Below are 26,181 nucleotides of genomic sequence, written 5' to 3'. Positions count from 1 at the left end.
TTGCATACCGAAGCACATTTGCATAGAGGTATCACTGTGGATTTTTCATCACCCATTTACGATAGCACACAACATGACAACTTTTACCCTGCACAAAGTACAGGCACATCACTTTCTGTCAGTGAGTTAACCGGGTTTGTCACGCAACTACTCTCTACGCTCGAATTACAGGAGTTAGGTGCACTGTATTTTCAGCAATTGAATATGCTCCTTCCAATGGTTGGCTTTAGCTTATCTGATTTTGATTCTCGCTGGGTATATGGCAACGCTAAGGTTTCCTCGACGTTGATTGATTTACCACTTCACGGGGCGCATTCATTAAGTGGCGAACAAGCCCATGCCTACTATTACATTAGCTCACCACTGTCGTTGTCGCAACGCGAAACCCTTTTCCAACTGCATGATTTATTTGGAAAACAGGTGAAACATGCATTGTCACTGCTTCGTTTACAGCAAATGGCAACAAAGGACAGTTTAACGGGAGTGGGTAATAGAGCAGGCTTTGAACAAGCTATGTTACGTCAATTAGGTTGGGCGCAGCGCCATAACGAGCCCTTCGCGCTTCTCATCATTGATCTAGATAACTTCAAATACGTTAATGACAACTATGGGCACAGCGAAGGAGATAAGGTGCTCGTTCATATTGCGTCGCATCTCACCAAGGTTTTACGTGACGAGGATGAAGCTTTCCGCTTTGGTGGCGATGAGTTTTGCTGTGTACTCGATTGCCAAACACAACAGCAACTAGCATGCGCCGCACAGCGTATTCAAACCAGTATCAATCGCTCTCAATACCTTTCTCGGCTTGGTATCTCTTGCAGTTTAGGCGGTGCGGTATATCGTGATGCTGACACCACCGAAGCACTATTTGACAGAGCAGACAATGCACTATACCGCGTTAAAAATTCAGGTAAAAACAGCTACTACGCGGCTTAAGCGCGTTGTTAGAGCGGTAAAAGCTGCGGCAAAAAACTGCCGCTCTCTTGTTGTGCTATGTGCTGAAGGTTTCGCTCTACAAGTCCCGTGAAAACGTTATCTTAATGTCGCTATTGCATGTTGTTAGGTAGACACAAGCGTTATCTACTATAAGTCCTACTGGCACGCCGTTTATGAAAATCACAGGCACCTGACTTCGTTCCCACAAGGGCACACGCCACACTTTAAACCAATCCTTCAAGGTTTTAGAGACGCTTGAGGAACTTGGCTTTACTTTAAGTCCGCGTTGATTTGTTTTAAGTACAATCTCACCGCTGTCATTCTTGCTTGAAACTTCAACGCGTATGTTTCCCTGCAACCAAGGTAGGTAACATGGTTCATTGGCAGTCAGTGTTATTTCACTTTCTGCAGGGTGTTTGGCATGCTCAACCCAGAAGAGGTCGCCGTTAAATCGTGCCACTTTCCCCCAGTTAAACAACACTTCTGGTGTTGCATCGGGTTTAGCATGCAACATCGCCAAGATTTCGTCGAGTTGCGCTTTAGAGGGAACAAGTACCTTATGCGATGTGAACCACGCTCTTACAACGGCTGATTGCCATGGTACATTGAGTGTCGCAAGCCGTTCACCATTAAGACGTTTATCATTGTGTTTGACCGTATCAAGGTGAGCCAGCGCGGTTTCATTAACGAGTTCGGTTTGCTGTGCACATAACATGGCACTACGCCCTACCGTTTTAGTAAGCTTTGGCCAGCGTGACATGAGCTGAGGGATAATTTCATTGCGCAAGAAATTTCGGTCAAAGCTATTTTGGGTGTTTGACTCATCTTCTATCCACTTGAGACTTTCATCTTCAGCGTACTGAATGATATCTTTCTTTTCTAAGGCAAGCATCGGACGCACAACCAGTACGCCTTCGCGCAATTGCGCTTCTCCCATCCCCGAGAGACCTTGCGGCCCTGCTCCGCGCTTTAATTGAAGTAGCACAGTTTCGAGCTGATCTTGTGCATGTTGGCCTAATAGAAGCACGCCGTTAACGCTACGACATACTTGCAATAATTCCTTGTATCTCGCCTTACGCGCTTCTGCTTCAAGGCTTTGCCTTGCACCTTTTGCCACATCAACATGATGAAGGTGAAAGGTAATGTCATTCAATCGGCACTGCAGCTCACAGTGCTGTGCCCAATGATCTGCGTTAATACTAAGCCCATGATGAACATGTACTGCATGGATAGGACAATCAAACTGGTCGCGATAATCAACTACAGCTTGTAACAGAACGGAGGAATCAACACCGCCGCTGTAAGCAACAACGAGCGGTGTCTTTTGCGAATATGCAGCATCGGCAAGTGCGTGAGTGATGCGGTTAACAATATGCTCACTCACTGAGAATGATTGACGTGTCACTTACCTACAATGCCTTTTTTATTTCAGCGATGTTTAGCGCTTAACAATAACCAAATGACATCAAGCGTGCATAACGCTCTTCCATCAGTTTTGTTTTATCTAGCTCTTTAAGCTGATTAAGCTGCTGTTTAATTACCGCTTTTAGGTTTGCAGCCATGCCATTGTGATCACGATGTGCACCACCTAACGGCTCTTCAACGATACTATTGATTAGGCCTAATTCTTTAATTTGCGGTGCACTTACGCCCATTGCTTCTGCCGCTAATGGCGCTTTTTCAGCACTCTTCCACAAAATTGATGCACAGCCCTCAGGTGAGATAACCGAGTAGGTTGAATACTGAAGCATGTTTACGCGGTCACCAACACCAATAGCCAGTGCACCACCCGAACCACCTTCACCGATAACAGTACACACGATTGGCACTGTTAATTCAGCCATTTCAAACAGGTTCTTAGCAATAGCTTCACTTTGACCACGCTCTTCAGCACCTACACCAGGATATGCTCCAGGTGTATCGATGAAGGTAATGATAGGTAGATTAAAGCGTTCGGCCATCTTCATTAGACGCAGTGCTTTACGGTATCCCTCTGGCTTCGGCATACCGAAATTACGTTTGATTTTTTCATTGGTATCACGCCCTTTTTGATGACCAATAACCATCACAGGTTGGTCATCTAGCATAGCCGGGCCACCAACAATGGCTTTATCGTCAGCAAAAGCACGATCCCCTGCAAGCTCATCAAACTCAGTGAAAATGCGAGGAATATAATCTAGTGTATAAGGACGCATTGGATGACGTGCAAGTTGCGACACCTGCCACGCGCCTAGGTCAGAAAAGATCTTCTTAGTAAGCTCCGCACTCTTACCACGAAGTTTATTAATCTCTTCTTCGATACCTACATCAAACTCACCACCTTGATTTACCAACCTAAGCTCTTCAATTTTTGCTTCTAGTTCGGCTATTGGTTGCTCAAAGTCCAAAAACTGTATACTCATTTCGTGTCCTATTCGTACTACGCTCGTCTATGCAAACGCGAGATGTCCAATCTATCGAACTCTTACCCTTAATGGTAGAGTATTGAAACGGCTTTTTCTCCCAAACACTGTTTGAGGTCGTGTAAAAGTTGATCCTCTGGTGTGACATACCATTTAGCTCCGCATGCTAGAGTAACCTCTGCATCGGGATGTGTCACGACCAATTGAACGGGACAGCTTCCACCGTTAAATGCCTGCAAGATAGATTGCATCTGACTCATTTTCTTTGGTTCAAGCATCTGGGTATCTATATTTAGTGCCAGTGCTCTCGCGTTTTTCTCTCGTGCCTGAACAATGTCCATTACATCACGGGCGGTGATTGTATTGCCCCCAGAGAAATCATCAAAGCTGACCTGTCCCTTTATGAGTAAAATTCTATCGGTTTCAAGGACACTTTCGAACTGTTCATACATATCGGGGAAGAAACGTACGTCTATTCTTGCACTCTTGTCATCAAGAGTCACAATAGCCCAGCGACGTCCGCGCTTATTAGTCATTACACGCACACCAAGCACAAGACCAACTGCATTAGCCATTTGATCTTTGCCCGTGGGTTTTAAATCAACCAAGCGTCCATCCGTGTAATAACGCAGTTCATCGGCATATTGATTTATGGGGTGACCCGTAAGATACAAGCCCAATGTGTCTTTTTCACCCTCCAGCCAGACTTTTTCAGGCCATTCTGGCACGTCGGCAAACGCCTGCTTAACATCTTCTGGTTCGGTAGTCAGTAGACCAAACATATCAGACTGGCCAAACGACTCCGCTTTTGCGTGCTGACCTGCTGCTGCAAGTGCCTCTGGCAAGCTTGCCATGAGCGTTGCGCGATGTGGGCCTAAATTGTCCATTGCACCTGCTAAGACCAACTTCTCGAGCACGCGCTTATTAACGCGCTTGATGTCGATTTTGGCGCAGAAATCAAAGAGGTCTTTAAACGCACCTTGGGTTTCACGAGCTTCAATAATCGCCTCAATCGGGCCTTCCCCTACCCCTTTAATTGCGCCAATCCCGTAGACAATACGCCCTTCACTATCGACGGTGAATTTGTATTTACCCGCATTCAAATCTGGCGGCAGTATCTCAATACCCATGCGCTCACATTCGTCGACAAGGGTTACGATTTTATCTGTATTATCCATATCAGCAGACATTACTGCTGCCATGAATTCAGCGGGATAGTGTACTTTTAACCACAGTGTTTGGTATGAAACCAGTGCATAAGCTGCCGAGTGAGATTTGTTAAAACCATATCCCGCAAACTTTTCTACCAAGTCAAAGATTTTCATCGCCAAGTCTGGGTCGATATTATTGCCTTTGGCACCTTCAGCAAACGTACCACGCTGCTTGGCCATCTCTTCTGGCTTTTTCTTACCCATTGCACGACGCAGCAAGTCGGCGCCACCCAATGAGTAGCCTGCCATTTCCTGAGCAATCTGCATTACCTGTTCCTGATACAAGATAATGCCATAAGTAGGCTCTAGAATTTCTTGCAAGCACTCGTGCTGATATTCAGCATCAGGGTAGGAAATTTCTTCACGTCCGTGTTTACGGTCAATAAAGTTATCTACCATGCCCGATTGCAGTGGACCGGGGCGAAATAGTGCAACCAGTGCGATAATATCTTCAAAGCAGTCAGGCTTAAGGCGCTTAATCAGTTCTTTCATACCTCGAGATTCCAACTGGAATACCGCGGTAGTCTCGGCGTTTTGAAGCGTTCTAAAACTCTTAGGATCTTCAAGTGGAATCGCGCTGATATCTACTTCAACGTTTTTGCCTTCTTTAATCATATCGATTGCCCACTGAATGATAGTCAGTGTGCGAAGGCCTAAGAAGTCAAATTTTACGAGGCCGGCAGTTTCAACATCGTTTTTATCAAACTGAGTAACCGGGTTTTTACCTTCGTCATCACAATACAAAGGCGAGAAATCAGTAATAGTGGTTGGCGCAATAACAACACCACCAGCGTGCTTACCTGCGTTTCGCGTTACCCCTTCTAGAATTCGTGCCATATCGATGAGGTCTTTGACTTCCTCATCGCTATCGTATACTTCGGGCAATTGAGGCTCGGCCTTAAACGCTTTTTCAAGTGTCATGCCTGGGTCTGGTGGAATAAGCTTAGAAATGCGGTCTACAAAGCCATAGGGGTGGCCTAATACGCGACCTACATCGCGAACCACCGCTTTTGCCGCCATGGTACCGAAAGTGATAATTTGTGATACCGCCTGACGCCCGTAAAGCTCAGCAACGTGGTCGATTACCTCGTCTCGTCTATCCATACAGAAGTCGACGTCGAAGTCGGGCATGGATACACGCTCTGGGTTCAAGAAACGTTCGAATAGCAAATCGAATTCAAGTGGGTCTAGATCGGTAATTTTTAGGGCATAAGCCACCAGTGAGCCGGCACCAGAGCCTCGACCAGGACCTACCGGAATACCATTATCCTTACTCCACTGAATGAACTCCATAACGATAAGGAAGTAACCCGGGAATCCCATTTGGTTGATTACTTCTAACTCTACGCGCAAGCGATCATCGTACTCAGGACGTTTCGCTTTGCGCACTTCTTCATCGGGGAATAAGAATTCAAGGCGCTCTTCTAGACCTTCTTCCGATACCTTAACCAAGAAGTCTTCGGTGGTCATGCCGCCCGTAGGAAATTGCGGTAGAAAGTATTCGTTTAGCCGCACGGTAACATTACAGCGTTTTGCAATTTCAACGGTGTTTTCAATTGCTTCTGGAATGTCGCTAAACAGCTCAATCATTTCATCGGCGGTTCGCAGATATTGCTGATCGCTATAGCGCTTGGGACGACGATTGTCATCAAGGGTGTATCCATCGTGAATACACACGCGGATCTCGTGAGCTTCAAAGCCTTCTTGCTCGATAAAACACACTTCGTTAGTGGCTACTACTGGCAACCCTTGCTTTTCGGAAAGCTCTACCGCCAAGTGTAAGTAATCTTCTTCGCCCTGACGACCTGTGCGTATGAGCTCTAAATAGAAGCGGTCGGGAAAGTGAGTTTCATAGAATGATAATGCGCTATCTAGTATTTTGGCGTTGTTCTTCATTAGTCCAACGCCAATATCACCATGCTGAGCACCTGATAACACAATAACGCCTTCACTGTGCTCTGCTAACCATTCTTGGTCGATAACCGCACGATGAGATAAATGCCCACGAAGGTACGCTTTTGAAATAAGAATAGTTATATTTTTGTAGCCTTCGTTGTTCATTGCGAGCAACGTCAGCCTGAATGGTTCATCACCAAATATTTCATTTGTCACCCAAAAATCGGTGCCGATAATGGGTTTGATACCTAAATTATGCGCTTCAGAGTAAAACTTTACCAAGCCGCACATATTCATTTGATCAGTAATGGCAACAGCAGGCATACCCAAAGCTGCTACCTTTCCTAAGATAGGCTTTACCTTGTTAAGCCCATCCATCATTGAAAAATCGCTGTGGACACGTAAATGAATAAATGGCGATGACATGATGTTATTTCTCTTCAAGTAACGCTTTTACTGGTTTGAAACTTTTGCGATAGCAGTCTAAAACGCCAAATTCAGCAATGGCTTCAAAATGCGCTTTAGTCGGATAGCCCTTATGCCCAGCAAAATTATATTGGGGGTAGGCGTCGTGTAAGGTGAGCATATCATTGTCACGCTCCACTTTGGCAATAATTGACGCTGCCGATATTTCTGCATGAAGACTATCACCTTTCACTACGGCCTCAGCGTCGTAATTCCAGGCAGGCACGCGATTGCCATCTACGCGCACAAAGTCAGGCTTTACGGCAAGCCCGTCAACCGCACGGGTCATAGCCAGCATGGTGGCGTGTAATATGTTGAGTTTATCGATTTCCTCAGGACTGGCGCGTCCGATACTCCAATAGAGTGCTTTTTCGCGAATTTCCTGTGCTAAAGCAACACGTTTTTTTTCGCTTAACTTCTTAGAGTCAGTAAGCCCTTCAATAGGATTATTAGGGTCTAAAATAACTGCGGCGGTGACCACATCACCTACCAGTGGTCCGCGCCCTACTTCGTCTACTCCGGCAATTAACTTATGCAAACAATTCCTCCACGACAGCTTTTGCTGCTGTTTTATCAGCATTGCATTTTAGCGTATGGTGGAGGTCGGTGAAACGGGAAATAAGAACAGAATTGTCACTTTCGAAGAAGTTGAGCAACTGTTTGCTCATATTCTCTGCATTAACGTCATCTTGAAGCAATTCAGGAATAATTGCTTCATTTGCAAGTAAATTAGGTAAGGTGAAAAACGGTGCTTTGTACAACCGCTGCATAATGCGATAAGTCAGCGGTGCAAGTTTGTACGCCGCTACCATAGGCCTTTTACACAACATCGCTTCCAATGTCGCCGTACCAGAGGCAAGTAAAATTACATCACTGGCAATCATTGCCTCTCGTGCAGTGCCTTGTGAAATTTTAATGGGTAGGCGCGCTTGCGCATTATCGCTATTAGAAAGGATGTCATTAATTTGAGCAAGGCGGTGCTCATTAGCCGCAGGGATCACAAACGTGATATCACTTTGCTTAGAATGAATCGCTTCAATGGTCTCTAAAAAGACAGGCAGTAGTGTCTCAACTTCGCCGCGTCTTGAACCAGGAAGTACTGCAAGTACGCGTTGATCACTATCAAGTCCAAGAGATTGCCGCGCCGCTTTTTGATCGGGCTCTATGGCAATAGCATCTGCCATTGTGTGACCTACAAACGTATAGGGTACTTGGTATTTATCATATACCTGTTGTTCAAATGGGAATAACCCCAACACTCTGTTACACGCTTTTGCGATTTTATGAATGCGTTTTTCACGCCATGCCCACACCGTCGGGCTTACGTAATGCATGGTTTTAATGCCACGTGCTTTTAACGTTTTCTCTACACGTAGATTAAAATCGGGAGCGTCTATACCAACAAAAATATCAGGTGGGTTTTTCTCAAAATGAGTAAGCAGCTGCTTTTTAACTTTTAAAATAGCCGGAAGATGAGAAAGTACTTCAACTAGCCCCATAACCGATAAGGTTTCCATGTCAAAAAGACTGTGAAAACCGTTCTTTATCATATTGGGACCACCAATACCCTCGATAATAGCATTGGGGTATTGGCGCTTTAGTTCAGCCACCATTCCAGCGGCAAGTACATCACCAGAGGGCTCTCCGGCAACCATGCCGATTCGTAATGGCCTTGTCATAATTAGCGAATAATGCCTCGCTGTGCATTTTTAAGGAAGTCGACCATTCTGGCCACGCCAGGAAATGAAGCTGCAGGCTCGGCGAGCTTGGTAATTGCTTCTTCCACTGTATTGCCCTCACGGTAAATAGCCTTATAGGCGCGCTTAATCGCCATCACTTCATCTTTCTCGAAGCCACGACGCTTCAAGCCTTCAGAGTTAATTCCCTGTGGGATATTTTTTTGGCCGCTCACCATCACAAAAGGTGGCACATCGCGCAGAATAATACCGCCTGCGCCCAAAAAGGCATGTGCACCGATCTTACAAAATTGGTGGATACCTACTGCACCGCCTACGATGACAAAGTCGTCCATATGAACGTGACCTGCCACTGCAACATTATTAGCAATGATAATATCGTCGCCTAGAACACAATCGTGCGCAATATGCGCATTGGCCATAAATAGGCCACGTGAGCCTATAATGGTAATGCCTTTATCTTGAATAGTACCGCGGTGAACGGTAACCCCTTCACGAAACTCGTTATCATCACCGATAACCAGTTCAGTAGGCTCGCCCGCGTACTTTTTATCTTGGCAGTCTTCACCAATAGAAGAAAACTGATAAAACTTGTTGTTTTTACCGATACGCGTAGGGCCGCGTACCACCACATGTGATTTCAGTATACAGCCATCGCCAATTGTGACATTGTCATCGACCACGCAAAAGGGGCCTATGGTGACGTTTTCACCAATGGTTGCACTATCAGAAATTACCGCAGTAGGATGGATCACGTTATGCTATCTCTCTCATCGCACACATAAATTCTGCACTACAAGCTAGGTCGCCATCGACACTCGCAGTACCTTTAAACTTCCAGATCCCTCTGCGCTCTTTTACTAAGGCAACATCGAATTCTAATCGGTCACCTGGTACAACAGGACGCTTAAAGCGCGCGTTGTCTATCCCTGCATACAAATATAACTTGTCATTATTGCCCATGGTCTTAAAACCAAGCACACCGGCAGCCTGCGCCATCGCTTCAAGAATGAGCACGCCTGGAAAAATCGGCTGTTCGGGAAAGTGTCCCGTAAAACAAGGCTCATTAATGGTAACATTCTTATAGGCCTTAATCGACTCACCCAGCACATAGTCTGTTACGCGATCGACCAATAGGAATGGATATCTATGCGGAAGTAATTCCAGGATTTCCTGAATTTCGATGGTATTGAGTGAATTGGTCAAAAACTTTCTCCTGTATACAAGCATGACCTTTAGTGGTGTTTACCCTCAATGTATTGTCGCGGGTATAATGGTCAAGCTCGCCGTAAAAAAACAAAACGGCGGCAACCATACGCTGTTAAGCGTAAAAAACAAATCAGACCAACACCTTTTGAGTATTGGTCTGAAGATATTATAGCCTGTTAACTGCCTACCTTGGCAGCAAAAGCAATTAGTTAACTTTGCTAACTTGCTCTAGAACTTGCTCAGAAAGGTCATGCTCTTCTTTTGCAAATGCAACTGCACCTGAGTTAAGAATAAGATCATAGCCTTGCTTCGCCGCAACAGAGTCAATCGCTTGCTTGATAAGACCAAGAAGCTTGTTGCGCTCTTCGTTGCTACGACGCTGAATGTTTTGCTGTAGCGGTTGACCTTTTGTGGCTAGCGCTTCACGTACTGACAAGATTTTTTGTTCTAGTTCTTTCTTCTCTGCATCGCTCATTGTAGCCGCATCGCGTTGTAGACGCTCTGCGTAAAACTGACCGTCACGTTGAAGTTGGTTTACTTCTTCAATTTGGTCTTTAAACTCTGCTTGAATTGCATTTTGAATTTCAGCAGCCTGAGGCATAGCTTGGAAAATACCTTGAACATCAACAACTGCTACTTTTTGTTCCGCCATTACAGACGTACTTACTAAAGCGCTACCCAACATTGCACCAGCAACGATATGTTTAACCAACTGTTTCAAAAGGAACTCCTTTTTTCATCTTTTTATAGGGCGCGGTAATCTCGCGCCACTTTTAATATTTAGAAAGTTTGACCGATATTGAAGGTGAAGAATCGTGCATCATCACCTTCGCGCTGTTGTATAGCTTTCGAGAAGCTGAATACCATTGGTCCCATTGGAGAAATCCACTGAACCGATACACCTGCCGAGCTACGATACAGGCTCCAATCAGAATAGTCCAATAGCACTTGTTCACCGCGCTGGTTTGGACTTACTTCAAACTGGCTATATCTGTCATAGTCGAATTCAGTATCCCACACGTTACCCACATCCACAAACAAACTTGTGCGAACTGAGTTATCCATGTCTTCTTCAACAAATGGTGTTGGAACAATTAGCTCGATACCACCGAGCGCCATTGCGTTACCACCTAGGCTTCGCTGCGACCAAGAAATTTGGGCATTGGCAGGGTCGCCAGGGAATGGTACGCCATCTGGACCAACGATACTGCCTGCGTTGCCAAGGAAGATACCGCGAGGACCAACTGTGTTGTTTTCAAACCCGCGCAATGAATCTGCACCACCCGCCGTAAAGTTCTCGGTGAATGGAAGAATTTGCTCATTACCGTCGATATCACCATAGCCATTACCGTAACCTAGACGCATACGAGCAAGGAACGACCAGCGTTGATTACGAGAAAGTGGGAAGTACCATTTTCCATCGAACACGGTTTTGAAGTAGTTAACGTCTGAGTTTGGTGTAGTGATACTAAAAGAGGCACGTTGCGATGAACCCGCCGTCGGGAATAGACCGCGGTTCAATGTACTTCTACTCCAGCTCACGCTCGCCAAATAGCTATCGTATTTAATCGCTGCATCTGGATCTTCACCATTGGTGAACTGGTTATAGAATTGTTCGGTTTGCTCGTAATAACCACGGTTGAATAGCTCTACGTTAGAGTAAGTCAAACCGAAGTTTATACGGTTAAATTCGTTGATGGGGTAACCAATGTTGGCACCAATAGACCAGCGCTTTGAGTTGTACTGGATAACGTTGAAGTCAGAACCATCAAATTCGCTATAACCAATACTTCCACCCAAGCTAATGCCATCAATAGTGAAGTAAGGGTCGTTATAAGTGATTTGTGCTGAGCGCTGATAAGACACTGTACTTAGGTTAATACCTACGCGTTTACCTGTACCCAAGAAGTTATCCTGCTGAATACCAGCCTGCAAACTCAATTTGGTACGGTCACCATAGCCGATACCCGCATTGAAAGAACCTGACGGTTGCTCTTTAACGTTAAAGTTTACATCTACTTTATCTTCTGAACCTGGAATACGGATTGTTTCAAACTCAACCTCTTCCATGTAAGTCAAACGAGAAAGTTGGTTCTTTGAAGACTCAAGTAGGTTATTTGATAACCACGTACCTTCCATCTGACTAACGTTTTGACGAAGCACATTATCTGCGGTGACTACGTTACCGTTGAACTTGATACGGTTCACGTAAATACGTTTTCCTGGGTCTACAGATAAAGTCAATTTAACGGTTTTATCTTCATCATTGATATCAGGTACTGTAGTTACGGTCGGATAAGCGTAGCCAAAGCGTCCTAAATATTTGCTGATGAATTCTTCGGTATAAGTGACTTCAGCTTGGTTGTATAGCTCACCTGGCGTCAGTGGCAATACTGCTTCAATATATTCTTCGTGCCCGAGTACGTCACCGACTAACTCTACTTCAGAGATAGTATATTGTTCTCCTTCACTTACGTTCATCGCAATATAAATGCCTGACTTCTCGGGTGTCATTGACACTTGAGTCGAGTCTACATTAAAACGTAAGTAACCGCGGTCAAGATAATGGTTGCGCAACGTTTCCATATCACCTTGTAGCGTTTGCTGCTGGTAACGGGTTTCTGAAAGGAAATCCCACCACGGTGTATCGTATTGGAGCTCAAACGCTTCCATTAACTCTTCGTCAGAGAAAAGCTCGTTACCCACAATGTTTATCTGCGCAATCTCAGCGGCATCGCCCTCTTCAAAAAGCAGCTTTAAATCTACGCGATTGCGCGGAAGTGGCGTGATGATTGCCGTTACATCAGCATTATATTTACCAATACTGTAGAAGAAATCTTTGAGGCCATTTTCAATAGATGTCAGTACTGTTTTATCAAGCGGCTCACCAACTCTTACGCCATTACCATCTAAGCTTTCTTGAAGCTGCTCATCTTTGATGTCGTCATTGCCTTCAAAAATGATATTACTAATGGTTGGACGCTCAGCGACGCGAACAACAAGTGTGTTGCCATCGCGCAGTATTTCTACATTCTCAAAGTGAGTTGAAGAGTAAAGTGAACGAATGAGCTGTGTCACTCGGAACGTATTTAGCTCATCACCAACCTGTACCGGCAAGTATGTAAGCGCCGCACCTAGTGCAACACGTTGTAAGCCTTCTACACGAATATCTTCAACAACGAACTCACTGTCTTGCGCCGCAGCGTTGGCAAAGCTAGCACTGGAAAGGATGGCTCCGGCTGCTACTAACTGTTTTAACTTCATCTATTTTTCTTTTCCTGGCCGCGTTTTTATATTAGCTGTTTTGTACTTCCTGATTTGTATCAGGTTATGCGAGCAATATCGTTAAATATAGCGATACCCATAATCATAAACAGAAGCACGCCACCTATTCTGTAACCCCACTCCTGCACCGCTTCAGGCACAGGTTTGCCTGTGATCCACTCCACGGTAAAAAACATGAGGTGACCACCGTCAAGCATGGGCAAGGGTAATAAATTAATAATGCCTAAATTTACGCTTATTAAGGCAAGAAAACTCAAGAAGTACGCAAGTCCATACTCTGCACTTGTCCCCGCACCTTGAGCAATTGAGATAGGCCCATTTAAATTTTTCACAGACACATCGCCTGTGATGAGCTTACCTATCATGTCGACACTGAGTGTCATAAGACGCCACGTTTTATCTAGCGCCCTCCCAATAGCCTCTATAATGCCATATTGATGGGTAAACACATACCCCTCAGGCCAAGGCTCAAACGTTGGGCTTACACCTAAATACCCACTTTGCCCTTGTGGTGTATCACGGCGCGCTATCGTGGCATGCAGTATCTGTGTTTGTCCATCCCTTTCTATTTCAAGCGCAACACGCTCTCCAGGGCTATCGACCACCACGTCCACCAAACCATTCCACGATGACAACTTGTTTCCGTTCATCGCAATAAGCGTATCGCCAATTTTCAGGCCCGCTTGCTGCGCTGCACTTCCCTCTCCAACAAAACCCACCTCCAAAGTAGGATCAGGTCGAAATGGGGTTAGTCCCAAACTGCTTAATGGAGACTCACTATCTGGGTCAAAGTTCCAAGAAGTCAGTGTAAATGTCAGTTCTTTTTCAACACCTGCTGAATTTTTAACCGTAATTTGCGCTTTTTCATCACCAATGTTTGATACAAGCTCAAAATTTACTGCTTCCCAATCTGGCGTAGCGCGAGAACCAATCTTTATAATTTCGTCACCATTTTGCATACCTGCCATCGCAGCGATGCTGTCGGGCTCAACACTTTTAACCACGGGTTTAACTGTCTGAAGCCCAACCAGGTACATTAGCCACAACGCAAAAAAAGCGAAAATAAAGTTCACCCCTGGACCGGCGGCAATTACCGCCATACGCTGTAATACGGGTTTATTATTGAATGCTTTGTCAGCTAGGTGTGGTGGTACGTCGTCAATACGCCCATCTAACATGCGAACATAACCACCAAGTGGAATCATGGCAATCACGTATTCGGTGCCTGATTTGCTCAGCTTGCGCCAAATTGGCTTACCGAAGCCTATCGAAAAACGTTCAACTTGAACGCCGCACTTGCGTGCAACATAAAAATGGCCCCACTCGTGAACAGCGACCAAAATGCCCAAGGCGATAATAAAGGCCCCAAGGCTCCACAAAAACGCTAACACAGAAACTTACCTCTTATAATGTCGCTCGCTTTGTCTCTTGCTAAAGCATCTTGTTCAAGAATTTGTTGAATAGACGATACTTTTACCATTGGCATGGACTCAAGAGTGGCTTCGTTGACCTTGGCAATGTCACAAAATTGAATTTGCCCTAAAAGAAAACGCTCTACCGCTACTTCGTTAGCCGCATTTAAACGCGTAGTTGCACACTGCCCTTCTTTACATGCATCGATGGCAAGCTTCAAATTGGGGTAGCGCTTAAAACAGGGTGTTTGAAAACTGAAATTGCTAATATCAGCGAAGTCTAGCGGAGTTACACCGGCTTCAATCCGTTCAGGAAATGCAAGACCATATGCAATTGGCGTACGCATATCTGGATTACCCATTTGAGCAATAACAGAGCCATCAATGTACTGCACCATAGAGTGGATAATACTTTGAGGATGGATAACCACATCAATATCTTCAGCACCCGCGCCGAATAACCAACACGCCTCAATAAATTCGAGCCCTTTATTCATCATAGTGGCAGAATCTATCGTAATTTTTCTGCCCATCGACCAATTAGGGTGGGTACTTGCCTCATCAATACTGATAGACGAAAAGGTATCTAGCGCACGCTCTCTAAAAGGTCCACCCGAGCCCGTAAGAAGAATTTTGCGAATGCCCGATGCCTCAAAATTTCCATATTGGAAGTCATGAGGTAGGCATTGAAAGATAGCATTATGCTCACTATCAATCGGTAAGATTGTTGCGCCACTTTGGTTCGCCGCTTCAATAAATAGCGCGCCAGACATCACTAACGCTTCTTTGTTTGCTAGCATGACACGCTTGCCTGCCTTAACAGCAGCAAGTGTTGGCAGTAAGCCTGCAGCGCCAACAATGGCGGCCATAACTGAATCGACTTCTGGTGCACTTGATACATCTTCAAGCGCTTGCGCCCCGCATAAAATTTCAGCATCTACGCGGTATTGCTTTGCTAACTCACAAGCCTTGTCGTACAGACTTTCATCAGCGACAACAACATAACGAGGGGCGCATTTAAGCGCTTGTTCCATGAGAAGGTCTAGCTGTGAATTACCCGTAATAGCAAATACACGGTATTGTTCAGGGTGGCGGCTAATAACATCAAGCGTATTACAACCAATGGAGCCTGTTGCCCCTAGTACTGTTACCGTCTGCATTACGCCATCCAAGTTACATAGCAGAACGCAAATACCGGAAACGCAGCGGTAAGACTATCGATGCGATCAAGCACACCGCCATGTCCAGGTAGTATCTTGCCACTATCCTTAATGCCCGCACAACGCTTTAACATACTCTCGTTAAGGTCGCCTAGAGCAGATACTGCTACTGTAATACACCCAACAACAAAGTGAAGCCAAATTCGCGAAGGTTCAACCTGATAGTGCAATGCCGCAAAGGCGATAATCGCAAATGAAGCGGCAATACCACCTAACAACCCTTCTAAGCTTTTCCCTGGCGATACATTTGGACGAAGCTTGTGACGACCAAATTTAACACCCACGAAGAAAGCACCAATGTCAGCAGCCCATACAATACCCAGTACGTAGAATATTAAAGAGGTGCCGTAATGGTGGTCAACATCGTACAAACTTGTCTTCAGCGCAATTACAGCAACCCATGTAGGAATAAGAGTTAACGCACCAAATAACGTTCTAACGCCTTTGCTCTCTCGCCAAAACCCCGTATGTTTTGGATAGGCTAGCACCATAAACAATGACGCAATCCACCAAAAGACCGAAATTGTTAAAATACCTCTATACAATCCATGAAGTTGGCCTTGGTGCCAAATGCTATCTGCATCAACAATAAGCGAAAGCAATATACAAATACTGAATGCGCCTACTAAGTACATAAGCTTTTTGGGGCGCTCGCATACGCCAGACATATTTGCCCACTCGTAAGCGCCGATACCAACGACACCTGCAATGGCAATTTCAAACCAAAAAATAGGAAGGAAAAGAATGGCATAAAGCGCCAGAGGCGCAAGAATTAATGCAGTTATTATTCGTTGTTTTAGCATAGTTTGCCCTTGGCTCCTGTTACCAGGGCGTGCCTGATAATCGCCTGCATGGTCTTAACCATCGGCAGTGACAACCTGCTCACCAGTCAATCCAAATCGGCGCTGGCGAACATTGAAATCGTCTACGGCTAATTGAAACACGTCTTCGTTGAAGTCGGGCCATAGAACGTCGGTAAAATACAATTCAGCATAAGCACATTGCCAGAGCAAAAAGTTACTTATACGGTGTTCGCCACCTGTGCGAATCAGTAAGTCTAACTCTGGAAGGTTTGCTGTAGAAATATGAGTATTAAACGTGTCTTCATTTATGCTATCAACATCAATGTCACCACATTTAACTTGCTGGGCCAGTTGCTTGGCAGCGTTGACGATATCCCAGCGGCCACCATAGTTGGCGGCAATATTAAGGACCAAGTCTTTGTTGTCCTTCGTCATCTCTTCGGCTTTGCGAATCTTTTCTACAAGCTTGGCGTCAAACGCAGAAACGTCACCAATTACCTGTAATCGCACGCCGTTTTTATGCAGACGCTTAGCTTCGCTGTTCAACACAAGGTTGAACAAGTCCATCAATACACTGACTTCTTCTTCTGGTCGCTTCCAGTTTTCACTGGAAAACGCGAATAATGTCAGTGATTCAATCGCGTTTTGTCTAGCAAAGCGCACTACAGCGCGCACTGATTCCACCCCGGCTTTGTGACCAAAGGTACGAATTTTCCCTTTCTTCTGCGCCCAACGACCGTTGCCATCCATGATGATGGCAACGTGCTTGGGGCCGGCAGATGAAACCGGCTCCACTACTTTTGTCGATTTAGCTGCGCTTAACCGCTTTCCAATCATAATACTGACTTAAACTTCCATTAATTCTTTTTCTTTGTCAGCAAGCATGCTGTCAACTTTCTTAATGAACTCGTTAGTAATTGACTGGATGTTCTCTTCTGCTGCACGGCTCTCATCTTCGCTGATTTCTTTTTCTTTCAGCAGATCTTTTACATCGCCATTCGCGTCGCGACGAATGTTACGAATAGCCACACGGCCACCTTCTGCTTCATTGCGCACCACACGAATTAAGTCTTTACGACGCTCTTCAGTAAGCGGAGGAAGAGGAATACGGATCGAACCACCCGCACTCATTGGGTTAAGGCCCAAGTCAGATTGCATAATTGCTTTTTCTACCGCTTGAATGGCGCTTTTATCAAAAACAGTTAGCGCAAGTGTGCGGCTATCTTCAGCGACTACGTTAGCAACTTGCTTTAGCGGTGTATCAACACCGTAATAAGGGACCATAATACCGTCAAGAAGACTTGGATGTGCACGACCTGTGCGAATTTTACTGAATTGGCCCTTAAGTGCTACAAGGCTTTTTTCCATGCGCTCTTGCGCATCTAATTCAATTTCATCAATCACGATTTGTATCCTATTGTTCTTAATTAATCGTTGTCAGCGTGGCGGATTACAGTACCTTCTTTTTCGCCCATCACTACGCGCTTTAGGCAGCCTGGCTTGTTCATATTGAACACGCGAATTGGTAAGCTGTGATCACGAGCCAAAGTGAATGCTGACAAGTCCATCACTTTAAGTTCTTTTTCTAACACTTCTTGATAAGTTAACTCATCGTAAAGCGTTGCTTCTGGGTTTTTAACTGGGTCATCACTGTAAACGCCGTCTACTTTGGTCGCTTTTAATACCGCGTCAGCCTCTATTTCAATACCGCGCAAGCAAGCAGCTGAATCTGTAGTAAAAAATGGATTACCTGTACCCGCTGAGAAGATAACAACACGGCCTGATTTTAGTAAGCTAATCGCTTCTGCCCAGTTGTAAGCATCACACACGCCATTAAGTGGGATTGCAGACATCATGCGCGCATTAACGAAGGCACGGTGTAGTGCATCACGCATCGCTAATCCGTTCATCACCGTTGCTAACATGCCCATGTGATCGCCCACTACGCGATTCATACCTGCTTTTGCTAGGCCTTCGCCGCGAAACAAGTTACCACCACCAATAACAAGGCCAACTTGAACACCTAGCTCAACCAGCTCTTTAATTTCTTGTGCCATTCTATCTAGCACTTTTGGGTCAATACCAAAGCCTTCTTCACCCATTAGGGCTTCACCACTTAGCTTTAACAGAATGCGACGGTATGCTGATTTTGGTGTGATACTCATAGTTTGAAATGTCCTCGTAAACCCGTTTTGTCGTATAGCTTTCTTACTGTCTAAAGGCAAAAAGCATAGGACAAAGCGTTTTAGCATGCTTAACTGCTTAGCTTCACATCGTTGAGCGATAATGGCAACAACAATGAAGTGCAGCTATAAAAAAGCACCTCAAATGAGGTGCTTTGTAGTTTATCTAACTATTGCGTAATGCAAAAGATAAACGCTCAATTATTTCTTAGCAGCTTCCATTTGAGCAGCTACTTCAGCAGCGAAGTCTTCAGTCTTCTTCTCGATACCTTCACCAACTTCAAAACGTACGAAGTTGATTACGTCTGCGTTGTTGTTCTTAAGAAGCTCAGCAACAGAGATTGAAGGATCTTTAACGAAAGGCTGACCAGTCAAGCTCACTTCGCCTGTGAACTTCTTCATGCGGCCTGCAACCATTTTCTCAGCGATATCAGCTGGCTTACCAGACTGGATAGCGATTTCGATTTGGATTTCTTTCTCTTTCTCAACAACTTCTGCTGGAACGTTTTCAGGCTTAACGAACTGCGGGCTTGCCGCTGCTACGTGCATTGCAACGTCTTTCGCTAGCTCTTCGTCACCACCAGTAAGGATAGAGATAACACCAATTCGGCCACCGTGAATGTAAGCACCTAGTGTATCACCTTCAACGTTGATAACACGGCGAGGAGAAATGTTCTCACCGATTTTAGCAACTAGCGCATCACGCGCTTCGCTAACTTTAACGCCGTTCATGTCTGCGTCGTTAAGCGCTTCGATGTCGTTGATGTTGTTAGCTGCTGCTACTTCTAGAAGCTCGTTACCGAACTTAAGGAAACCTTCGTCACGTGCAACGAAGTCAGTTTCACAGTTTAGTTCAAGCATAGTCGCGCGACCTGCTTCAACTTTAGTAAGGATTACACCTTCAGCTGCGATACGACCAGCTTTCTTAGCCGCTTTCGCTTGACCTGATTTACGCATGTTTTCAATGGCTAACTCGATGTCACCATCCGTCTCAACCAGGGCTTTTTTACAATCCAGCATACCTGCGCCAGTACGTTCGCGCAGTTCTTTAACTAGTGCTGCAGTCACTGCCATTTTTCAATTCCTCAGCATTAAATTTTAAATTCGTTAGGTAAAAGGGGCGATACCGCCCCTCTCAATACGTCTCGTATTATAGCTCTGTCATATTATCTTGATATGACAGTTAGCAATCAGAATTACTCTGCTGCTTCTACGAAGTCGTCTTGCTCAGCTTGTACTTCAAGGTTGCTTTCGCGACCTGAGTTGATAGCGTTTGCAGCTGCATCCAAGTAAAGTTGGATAGCACGGATAGCATCGTCGTTACCAGGGATGATGTAATCAACACCGTCTGGGTTAGAGTTAGTATCAACAACACCAACAACAGGGATACCTAGGTTACGCGCTTCAGTGATAGCAATGTGCTCGTGATCTGCGTCGATAACAAAGATTGCGTCTGGAAGACCGCCCATATCCTTGATACCGCCAAGGCTGTTTTCAAGCTTGTCCATTTCGCGCTGAAGCATAAGTGCTTCTTTCTTAGTTAGCTTTTCAAACGTACCGTCTTGGCTTTGTTGCTCAAGATCTTTAAGACGCTTGATTGACTGACGTACTGTTTTCCAGTTAGTCAACATACCACCTAACCAACGCTTGTTTACGTAGTACTGGTCGCACTTAAGAGCAGCTTCTTTAACCGCTTCACCAGCTGCGCGCTTAGTACCAACGAAAAGGATTTTACCTTTCTTAGACGCAACACCTGAAAGGTAGTTAAGTGCGTTGTTGAAAAGTGGAACCGTTTTTTCAAGGTTGATGATGTGAACTTTGTTACGTGCGCCGAAGATGAAAGGCTTCATCTTTGGGTTCCAGTAACGAGTTTGGTGACCGAAATGCACACCGGCTTTCAGCATGTCACGCATAGAAACATTAGCCATTTTATTTTCCTCTTGGGGTTAGGCCTCCATATACCCCTTGTATCGATTCAAAACTGCATTTAAGCAGCGCTGAACACCCCGATACGAAGTGACGGTATATGTGTGTTTTAATAAAATAAATTTACCCTCTAAAACGGCGCTTTTTGCACAAGGCAAATGGAGCTTTCCGTCAGGGCGCGCGCTTTATATCACAAGTCGCCACCAGTCTCAAGTTTTCAACCTTAAAACACATCTATTTTAGTCAGTCAGCGCTTGGTGTCTTTCCGCTGGCTTGCTCTGTTGACTCTTTTGGCGCATCCACAACAAAAACCCTAACATACAACAACTTACCAATAGTGGCCTGTTTAATGTTATACTTCGTATCACATTTATACTTATTGATTTTAGCTTAAATGATTTGAGAGGCGCTGTGACAGCAATCATCAAAACCCCAGAAGAAATCGAAAAAATGCGCGTAGCCGGAAAACTGGCTGCCGAAGTATTGGAAATGATTACCCCGCATGTGAAAAAGGGTATAACGACAGATGAGCTTAATACTATCTGTCACGATTACATCGTCAATGAACAAAAGGCGATTCCTGCTCCACTTAACTACGGGCACCCACCTTTTCCAAAGTCTATTTGTACGTCAGTAAACCATTGTATATGTCACGGTATCCCATCGGATAAAAAGCTCAAAGATGGCGATATCATCAACATTGACGTTACTGTGATTAAAGATGGTTATCATGGCGATACCTCAAAAATGTTTATCGTCGGTAAACCTTCAATTCTTGCCGAGCGACTCATTCGCGTTACTCAAGAATGCCTTTACAAAGCCATTGAGCAGGTTAAGCCGGGTATGCGTCTAGGTGATATCGGTCATATTTGCCAAACCCATGCAGAAGCGCATAACTATTCAATTGTCCGCGAATATTGTGGTCACGGTATTGGCGCTAGCTTCCACGAAGAGCCACAAATTGTGCATTACGGGAAGGCAGGTACAGGTGATGTTTTAGAGCCTGGTATGTGCTTCACTATCGAACCTATGGTCAATGCTGGAAAACGTTATTCTAAAGTCCTTCCAGATCAATGGACTGTTGTAACCAAAGACAGAAGTTTAAGTGCCCAATGGGAACACACGCTGTTGGTAACTGAGGACGGTGTTGAAGTGTTAACCCTGCGTGAGGATGAAACGTTACCTCGTGTAATATCTCATAGTTGATAAAGCGAGAAATTGCTCTATTCCTTAATTTCGAAGCAGTTGAATAAATGTTCAACTGCTTTTTTTATGTCCATTTTCCATAACTTATCACTATTTTGTGACTTTTTTTATTTTCAGGCTTACCGCTAACCCGCACAAAATAAGGGGTGAGAAACTTGCGATAAAAGCCGCCCGACAAGCAGAAACATTTTTGCAACAAATTATCATAAATATTCACATTCCACCCCAAATTATGCACCGTTTGGATACTGCGAAAACAGATCGATTCGTGTTATTGTTCATAGCGTCTAAAAAGAAGTCTTTTGGAAAGGTACATTTTGAGCCTGCAATCACTGATTAAAAACATCGACACTATTAGTTCTGTTGACGATATACCTGCAATAAAATCTTGTGTTGAAGCAAGTTATGTTTGGATATCGGCATCTTTTGACTCAACGCCCGTTAATCAACTGGTAACGGGTAGAGCGCAATTCATCGATGCACTGTTGTGCCACCTGTGGCAATTGTATGGTTTGGACACCGTGAGTGAATTATCGCTTTGTGCCGTGGGAGGATACGGCCGCGGGCATCTGCAGCCTCATTCTGACATTGACCTGCTCATAGTGAGTAAGAAGAAACTTAAACCGGAAGTACAAGAAAAGATTGGCCAATTTATTACATTGCTGTGGGACATCAAACTTGATGTTGGGCAGTCAGTACGGACCATCAAAGAAACGGTTAAGCTTGCAAAAGACGATATAACCATTGCAACCAACCTAGTAGAAAGCCGTTTGCTTTGTGGTAGTGAAACTACGTTTGAAAAACTGTGGGAAGAAGCCAACGGTCGAAACTCATGGAGTAGCAAAGCGTTCTTCTCAGCCAAATATGATGAACAATTAAAGCGTCATGCAAAATTCAACGGTACAGCCTATAACCTCGAACCAAATATAAAGGAAAACCCAGGATGCCTTCGCGATATTCAATCTATTGGCTGGGTTGCGAAAAAACACTTTAAAGAGTACGACGGCTGGAATCTTGTTGGGCACGGTTATTTTACCGAACAAGAACACAGTGAATTAATTGCCTGTAGAATGCATCTCTGGAAAATGCGCTGTGCACTGCACCTAGTCGCAGGGAGAAGTGAAAACAGATTACTGTTTGACTACCAACCCGATGTCGCAAAGATGTTGGGGTACGGTGAAGAAGGCAAACCCTCGGTTGAAAAAATGATGCGTGACTTTTTTCGGACCGTCGCACGGGTTTCTGAATTAAATCAAATGTTGCTGCAACGTTTTAAGTACGACATGCTAAACCAAACTGTGCAGCGTACTTCAATCATCAATGAAGACTTTGAACTTCTCGACAACATGATTTCACCGCGTCATGAGCATGTTTTTACCTCTCCTGAAGCGATTTTAGATTTTCTAAATCTCATCACTAATACCCCAGAGGTACAAGGCTTAAGTACGATTTGCATTCGACAACTTCGCAATGCCCATCGCGCGTTTGAAACCGAGTACTTTGTTGAACGCCCCCAATGTCGTGAAAAGTTTATGGTATTAATGCGCCAACCAGAATTCTTTAATTTTGGTTGGGACATAATGCACCAATACGGTATTTTGCAAGCCTACCTACCTGAATGGGACACCATTGTGGGTATGATGCAATTTGATTTGTTTCATGCTTATACGGTTGACGAACACACACATCGACTTGTAAAGCATGTGAACTATTTCTTTTCGAAGGAAAATAAAGACTTTCCGCGCTGTGGTCGAATTTGTCGAAATTTAGATAAACCAGAAGTCCTCTACATCGCCGCCATCTTCCATGATATCGCCAAAGGCCGTAATGGTGACCATTCGACACTTGGCGCACAAGATGTTGCGAAGTTTTGCAAGCTGCATGATATTCCAAGTGACGACGCTGAAATGATTGCTTGGTTGGTCGAAAATCATCTGCTTATGAGTGTAGTAGCACAGCGTCGCGATATTTATGACCCTGACGTTATCAGTGAGTTCGCTGGCGCAGTAAGAAGCCATAACCACTTAAATCTGCTTTACACGCTAACGCTTGCAGATATACGTGCAACTAACGATAACTTGTGGAATGACTGGAAAGCGTCGCTTTTACGCGAATTATACTTAATGACTCAAAAAGCATTAGACAATGGCTTGCAATGCCAAGTTACGCTTAATGAGAGAGTAACCACTCACAAACATCAAGCGCGTCAAATATTACAGGAACGCGCTATCGACCCAATCGCAATTGATGCACTGTGGGCACGTTTGGATGATGACTATTTTGTGCGCTTTAAACCAACTCAAATTGCGTGGCACACTGACGAAATTTTAAAGGCGCAAGACGATTGGCTTACACCTGAGCATAGCGGCCTGTTAGTCAAAGCAAATGATAATAGTGCTAAGGGCGGAACTGAGCTTCTTATTTATGGAAAAGATAGAAAAGCGTTATTTGCCCAAGTCGCTTCGGTATTAGATAGTCGTAATTGCTCAATCCATGATGCACATGTTACGGTGACTCGCGACGGCTATGTGTTCGATAGCATGCTAATTTTAGAAAATGACGGAACGCGATTAACATCAGACTCGCGCATCGCCTCTATCGAGAACGCCATATCGGCGCAATTAGAAAAGCCGGGCCGTTCCCATGAGAATAAGCGCAAACTACCGCGACAAATGAAGCAATTAGATGTGCCAACTAAAGTGCGATTTTTCACGCTTAACGACGAAGCGACACTTGTTGAGTTAGAAGCGCTGGACGCACCGGGCATTTTGGCTAAAATTGGACACGCTTTCGTCGATACCAACACCACACTTAAGCTTGCAAAAATCGCCACCATTGGCGAACGCGCGGAAGACATTTTTATTGTCAGCAATGAATCTGGCAAAGCATTAACCCAAGAACAACAGGTAAGCCTTAAAAAGCGTATACTGTTTAAACTCGATCAACTTGAAGATATCACGATACCATGAATGAATTGAAAGCCATTATTGAAGACGCCTTCGAAAATCGCGACAGCATTAGCCCAACGTCGGCACCTGAAGATGTTAAAAACGCGGTAGCACAAGCTATTGAGCTACTTAACACTGGTAAAGCGCGTGTTGCTGAAAAAATAGCTGGCGAGTGGGTAGTACACCAGTGGCTAAAAAAAGCTGTACTGCTTTTCTTCCGCTTACACAATAACGATGTAATTGAAGGTGCTGAAAGCAAATTTTACGATAAGGTACCACTGAAATATACCAACTATACTGCTGAGCAATTTGCTGCAGATGGCGCACGTATCGTTCCGCCAGCGGCCGTTCGTACGGGTACTTTCGTGGGTAAGAACGCAGTGGTCATGCCTTCTTATGTCAATATTGGTGCGTTTGTAGATGAAGGTACTATGGTAGATACATGGGCAACTGTTGGTTCATGTGCTCAAATTGGTAAAAATGTTCACCTTTCTGGTGGTGTGGGGATTGGTGGCGTTCTAGAGCCGCTTCAAGCTAACCCGACAATTATTGAAGATAACTGCTTTATTGGCGCGCGTTCTGAAATTGTAGAAGGCGTAATCGTCGAGGAAGGCTCAGTGATCTCTATGGGTGTTTATATCGGTCAAAGCACGCGTATTTATGATCGAGAAACCGGTGAAATCCATTATGGTCGTGTACCAGCGGGTTCTGTGGTTGTTGCAGGCAACTTGCCAAGTGCAGATGGGAAGTACAGCTTGTACGCTGCAATCATTGTTAAGAAAGTTGATGCAAAGACTCGCGCTAAAGTAGGTATTAACGCTTTACTTCGCGGTGTTGAATAGCCTTTTGAAGGTAGCGATTTATCCGAAAAATGGCGCTTAACGCGCCATTTTTTTGTCTTTACGCGATTAACTTATCTTTAATGCTATTCACCCACTCAACCACGTCTTTCTCTGGCTCCAATGTCTCCATTGCATCAACTTCTAATAAATCTGCAACGGCAGTCGCTTGAAGTTCATTAAGTAGTGCTTGAAATTGCTTACCTGCGCCACAAAAGCTTTCCCCGTAGCTGCTATCACCTAATGCAGCCACTGCAAATGGCTTTCCTGTTAACATCGGCGACTCATCCTTCAAGTCAGAAAAAACAAATTCTAGATTAGGTGGCACATCGCCCTGCCCAGTGGTTGAAGTAATAACAAGTAGAGCGTCGGCGTCTGAAAAGTCAGTAACTGAAGGATCACTTTCTAGAACGCAGTCTATCCCCTGCTGTGCTAAGTTTTCTTCAACTTGCTCCGCAACATGCTGAGCATTACCGTAAACCGTGCCCGCGATTATCGTTAATGTCGCCATTTTTACCTCTTTTAATTCATAATAAATTTATT

The 26,181-nt window shown here is 44.7% G+C and carries 22 protein-coding genes; 4 read left to right on the top strand and 18 right to left on the bottom strand.

Annotated features, from left to right (window positions below):
• The first annotated feature begins 36 nt into the window (after nt 1-36).
• Nucleotides 37-936 carry a GGDEF domain-containing protein gene (locus JN178_RS04785; RefSeq protein WP_202264090.1) on the top strand — a complete coding sequence of 300 codons (900 nt, stop codon included), beginning with the start codon at nt 37-39 and terminating at the stop codon, nt 934-936.
• 76 nt (nt 937-1,012) lie between these two features.
• On the opposite strand, the gene tilS is transcribed toward JN178_RS04785, so the two are convergent.
• The 17 genes from tilS to rpsB all read right to left on the bottom strand — a co-directional run bounded on the left by tilS (nt 1,013) and on the right by rpsB (nt 20,647).
• A complete protein-coding gene (tilS, locus tag JN178_RS04780; RefSeq protein ID WP_202264089.1) occupies nt 1,013-2,341 on the bottom strand; it encodes a tRNA lysidine(34) synthetase TilS in 1,329 nt (442 codons plus the stop codon).
• Between the two features lie 40 nt (nt 2,342-2,381).
• Nucleotides 2,382-3,338, bottom strand: a complete 957-nt coding sequence (gene accA, locus JN178_RS04775; protein WP_202264088.1) for an acetyl-CoA carboxylase carboxyl transferase subunit alpha — start codon at nt 3,336-3,338, stop codon at nt 2,382-2,384.
• Between the two features lie 68 nt (nt 3,339-3,406).
• Nucleotides 3,407-6,871 (bottom strand): DNA polymerase III subunit alpha, encoded by a 3,465-nt coding sequence (gene dnaE, locus JN178_RS04770; protein ID WP_202264087.1) that lies wholly within the window; start codon nt 6,869-6,871, stop codon nt 3,407-3,409.
• A 4-nt stretch (nt 6,872-6,875) separates the two neighbouring features.
• On the bottom strand, nt 6,876-7,448 hold the full coding sequence (gene rnhB / locus JN178_RS04765; RefSeq protein ID WP_202264086.1) for a ribonuclease HII: 573 nt from the start codon (nt 7,446-7,448) through the stop codon (nt 6,876-6,878).
• Nucleotides 7,441-8,589 (bottom strand): lipid-A-disaccharide synthase, encoded by a 1,149-nt coding sequence (gene lpxB, locus JN178_RS04760; protein WP_202264085.1) that lies wholly within the window; start codon nt 8,587-8,589, stop codon nt 7,441-7,443. Before lpxB ends, rnhB begins: the two co-directional genes overlap by 8 nt.
• Before the next feature lie 2 nt (nt 8,590-8,591).
• Entirely contained in the window at nt 8,592-9,362 is a 771-nt protein-coding gene (gene lpxA / locus JN178_RS04755) for an acyl-ACP--UDP-N-acetylglucosamine O-acyltransferase (protein ID WP_202264084.1), read from the bottom strand.
• Nucleotide 9,363: 1 nt separating this feature from the next.
• Nucleotides 9,364-9,813, bottom strand: coding sequence for a 3-hydroxyacyl-ACP dehydratase FabZ (gene fabZ / locus JN178_RS04750; protein WP_159623645.1), 450 nt, complete (start codon nt 9,811-9,813; stop codon nt 9,364-9,366).
• A 208-nt stretch (nt 9,814-10,021) separates the two neighbouring features.
• On the bottom strand, nt 10,022-10,537 hold the full coding sequence (locus tag JN178_RS04745; RefSeq protein WP_159623647.1) for an OmpH family outer membrane protein: 516 nt from the start codon (nt 10,535-10,537) through the stop codon (nt 10,022-10,024).
• Nucleotides 10,538-10,596: 59 nt separating this feature from the next.
• Complete coding sequence (bamA, locus tag JN178_RS04740) at nt 10,597-13,080, bottom strand: outer membrane protein assembly factor BamA (RefSeq protein WP_202264083.1); 2,484 nt, start codon at nt 13,078-13,080, stop codon at nt 10,597-10,599.
• A 59-nt stretch (nt 13,081-13,139) separates the two neighbouring features.
• Entirely contained in the window at nt 13,140-14,492 is a 1,353-nt protein-coding gene (gene rseP, locus JN178_RS04735) for a sigma E protease regulator RseP (protein ID WP_202264082.1), read from the bottom strand.
• Nucleotides 14,486-15,673: a 1-deoxy-D-xylulose-5-phosphate reductoisomerase gene (ispC, locus tag JN178_RS04730; RefSeq protein WP_202264081.1), complete on the bottom strand. Its 1,188-nt coding sequence runs from the start codon at nt 15,671-15,673 to the stop codon at nt 14,486-14,488. The genes rseP and ispC overlap by 7 nt, the downstream gene beginning before the upstream one ends.
• A complete protein-coding gene (locus JN178_RS04725) occupies nt 15,673-16,536 on the bottom strand; it encodes a phosphatidate cytidylyltransferase (RefSeq protein ID WP_159623655.1) in 864 nt (287 codons plus the stop codon). Before JN178_RS04725 ends, ispC begins: the two co-directional genes overlap by 1 nt.
• A gap of 54 nt (nt 16,537-16,590) precedes the next feature.
• Nucleotides 16,591-17,373, bottom strand: a complete 783-nt coding sequence (gene uppS, locus JN178_RS04720; RefSeq protein ID WP_202264080.1) for a polyprenyl diphosphate synthase — start codon at nt 17,371-17,373, stop codon at nt 16,591-16,593.
• 9 nt (nt 17,374-17,382) lie between these two features.
• The gene (gene frr, locus JN178_RS04715) at nt 17,383-17,940 is read right to left on the bottom strand and encodes a ribosome recycling factor (protein ID WP_071817377.1); all 558 of its coding nucleotides are present in this window, start codon (nt 17,938-17,940) and stop codon (nt 17,383-17,385) included.
• Nucleotides 17,941-17,963: 23 nt separating this feature from the next.
• Nucleotides 17,964-18,701 (bottom strand): UMP kinase, encoded by a 738-nt coding sequence (pyrH, locus tag JN178_RS04710; protein ID WP_159623659.1) that lies wholly within the window; start codon nt 18,699-18,701, stop codon nt 17,964-17,966.
• 219 nt (nt 18,702-18,920) lie between these two features.
• Nucleotides 18,921-19,793, bottom strand: a complete 873-nt coding sequence (gene tsf, locus JN178_RS04705; RefSeq protein ID WP_159623660.1) for a translation elongation factor Ts — start codon at nt 19,791-19,793, stop codon at nt 18,921-18,923.
• A gap of 122 nt (nt 19,794-19,915) precedes the next feature.
• Nucleotides 19,916-20,647 carry a 30S ribosomal protein S2 gene (gene rpsB, locus JN178_RS04700; RefSeq protein WP_159623661.1) on the bottom strand — a complete coding sequence of 244 codons (732 nt, stop codon included), beginning with the start codon at nt 20,645-20,647 and terminating at the stop codon, nt 19,916-19,918.
• Nucleotides 20,648-21,056: 409 nt separating this feature from the next.
• On the opposite strand from rpsB, the gene map reads away from it, so the two are divergent.
• The 3 genes from map to dapD all read left to right on the top strand — a co-directional run bounded on the left by map (nt 21,057) and on the right by dapD (nt 25,641).
• Nucleotides 21,057-21,851: a type I methionyl aminopeptidase gene (gene map / locus JN178_RS04695; protein ID WP_159623662.1), complete on the top strand. Its 795-nt coding sequence runs from the start codon at nt 21,057-21,059 to the stop codon at nt 21,849-21,851.
• A gap of 317 nt (nt 21,852-22,168) precedes the next feature.
• Nucleotides 22,169-24,820, top strand: a complete 2,652-nt coding sequence (glnD, locus tag JN178_RS04690; RefSeq protein WP_202264079.1) for a [protein-PII] uridylyltransferase — start codon at nt 22,169-22,171, stop codon at nt 24,818-24,820.
• Complete coding sequence (dapD, locus tag JN178_RS04685; RefSeq protein WP_202264078.1) at nt 24,817-25,641, top strand: 2,3,4,5-tetrahydropyridine-2,6-dicarboxylate N-succinyltransferase; 825 nt, start codon at nt 24,817-24,819, stop codon at nt 25,639-25,641. Before glnD ends, dapD begins: the two co-directional genes overlap by 4 nt.
• A 58-nt stretch (nt 25,642-25,699) precedes the next feature.
• Here the strand turns inward: dapD and JN178_RS04680 are convergent, their stop codons facing one another.
• Nucleotides 25,700-26,149: a flavodoxin gene (locus JN178_RS04680; protein ID WP_202264077.1), complete on the bottom strand. Its 450-nt coding sequence runs from the start codon at nt 26,147-26,149 to the stop codon at nt 25,700-25,702.
• Between the last annotated feature and the right edge of the window lie 32 nt (nt 26,150-26,181).

Source organism: Alteromonas sp. KC3 (genome assembly GCF_016756315.1).
Lineage (GTDB): Bacteria > Pseudomonadota > Gammaproteobacteria > Enterobacterales > Alteromonadaceae > Alteromonas.
The sequence above is the reverse complement of the archived record's forward strand: the minus strand, read 5'-3'. Positions and strand labels throughout refer to the sequence as shown.

Excerpts from the sequence above, each read along its gene's own strand:
- accA (WP_202264088.1), bottom strand. The coding sequence starts at position 3,338 with ATGAGTATACAGTTTTTGGACTTTGAGCAACCAATAGCCGAACTAGAA.
- dnaE (WP_202264087.1), bottom strand. The coding sequence starts at position 6,871 with ATGTCATCGCCATTTATTCATTTACGTGTCCACAGCGATTTTTCAATG.
- lpxB (WP_202264085.1), bottom strand. The coding sequence starts at position 8,589 with ATGACAAGGCCATTACGAATCGGCATGGTTGCCGGAGAGCCCTCTGGT.
- bamA (WP_202264083.1), bottom strand. The coding sequence starts at position 13,080 with ATGAAGTTAAAACAGTTAGTAGCAGCCGGAGCCATCCTTTCCAGTGCT.
- ispC (WP_202264081.1), bottom strand. The coding sequence starts at position 15,673 with ATGCAGACGGTAACAGTACTAGGGGCAACAGGCTCCATTGGTTGTAAT.
- JN178_RS04725 (WP_159623655.1), bottom strand. The coding sequence starts at position 16,536 with ATGCTAAAACAACGAATAATAACTGCATTAATTCTTGCGCCTCTGGCG.
- uppS (WP_202264080.1), bottom strand. The coding sequence starts at position 17,373 with ATGATTGGAAAGCGGTTAAGCGCAGCTAAATCGACAAAAGTAGTGGAG.
- pyrH (WP_159623659.1), bottom strand. The coding sequence starts at position 18,701 with ATGAGTATCACACCAAAATCAGCATACCGTCGCATTCTGTTAAAGCTA.
- tsf (WP_159623660.1), bottom strand. The coding sequence starts at position 19,793 with ATGGCAGTGACTGCAGCACTAGTTAAAGAACTGCGCGAACGTACTGGC.
- rpsB (WP_159623661.1), bottom strand. The coding sequence starts at position 20,647 with ATGGCTAATGTTTCTATGCGTGACATGCTGAAAGCCGGTGTGCATTTC.
- dapD (WP_202264078.1), top strand. The coding sequence starts at position 24,817 with ATGAATGAATTGAAAGCCATTATTGAAGACGCCTTCGAAAATCGCGAC.
- JN178_RS04680 (WP_202264077.1), bottom strand. The coding sequence starts at position 26,149 with ATGGCGACATTAACGATAATCGCGGGCACGGTTTACGGTAATGCTCAG.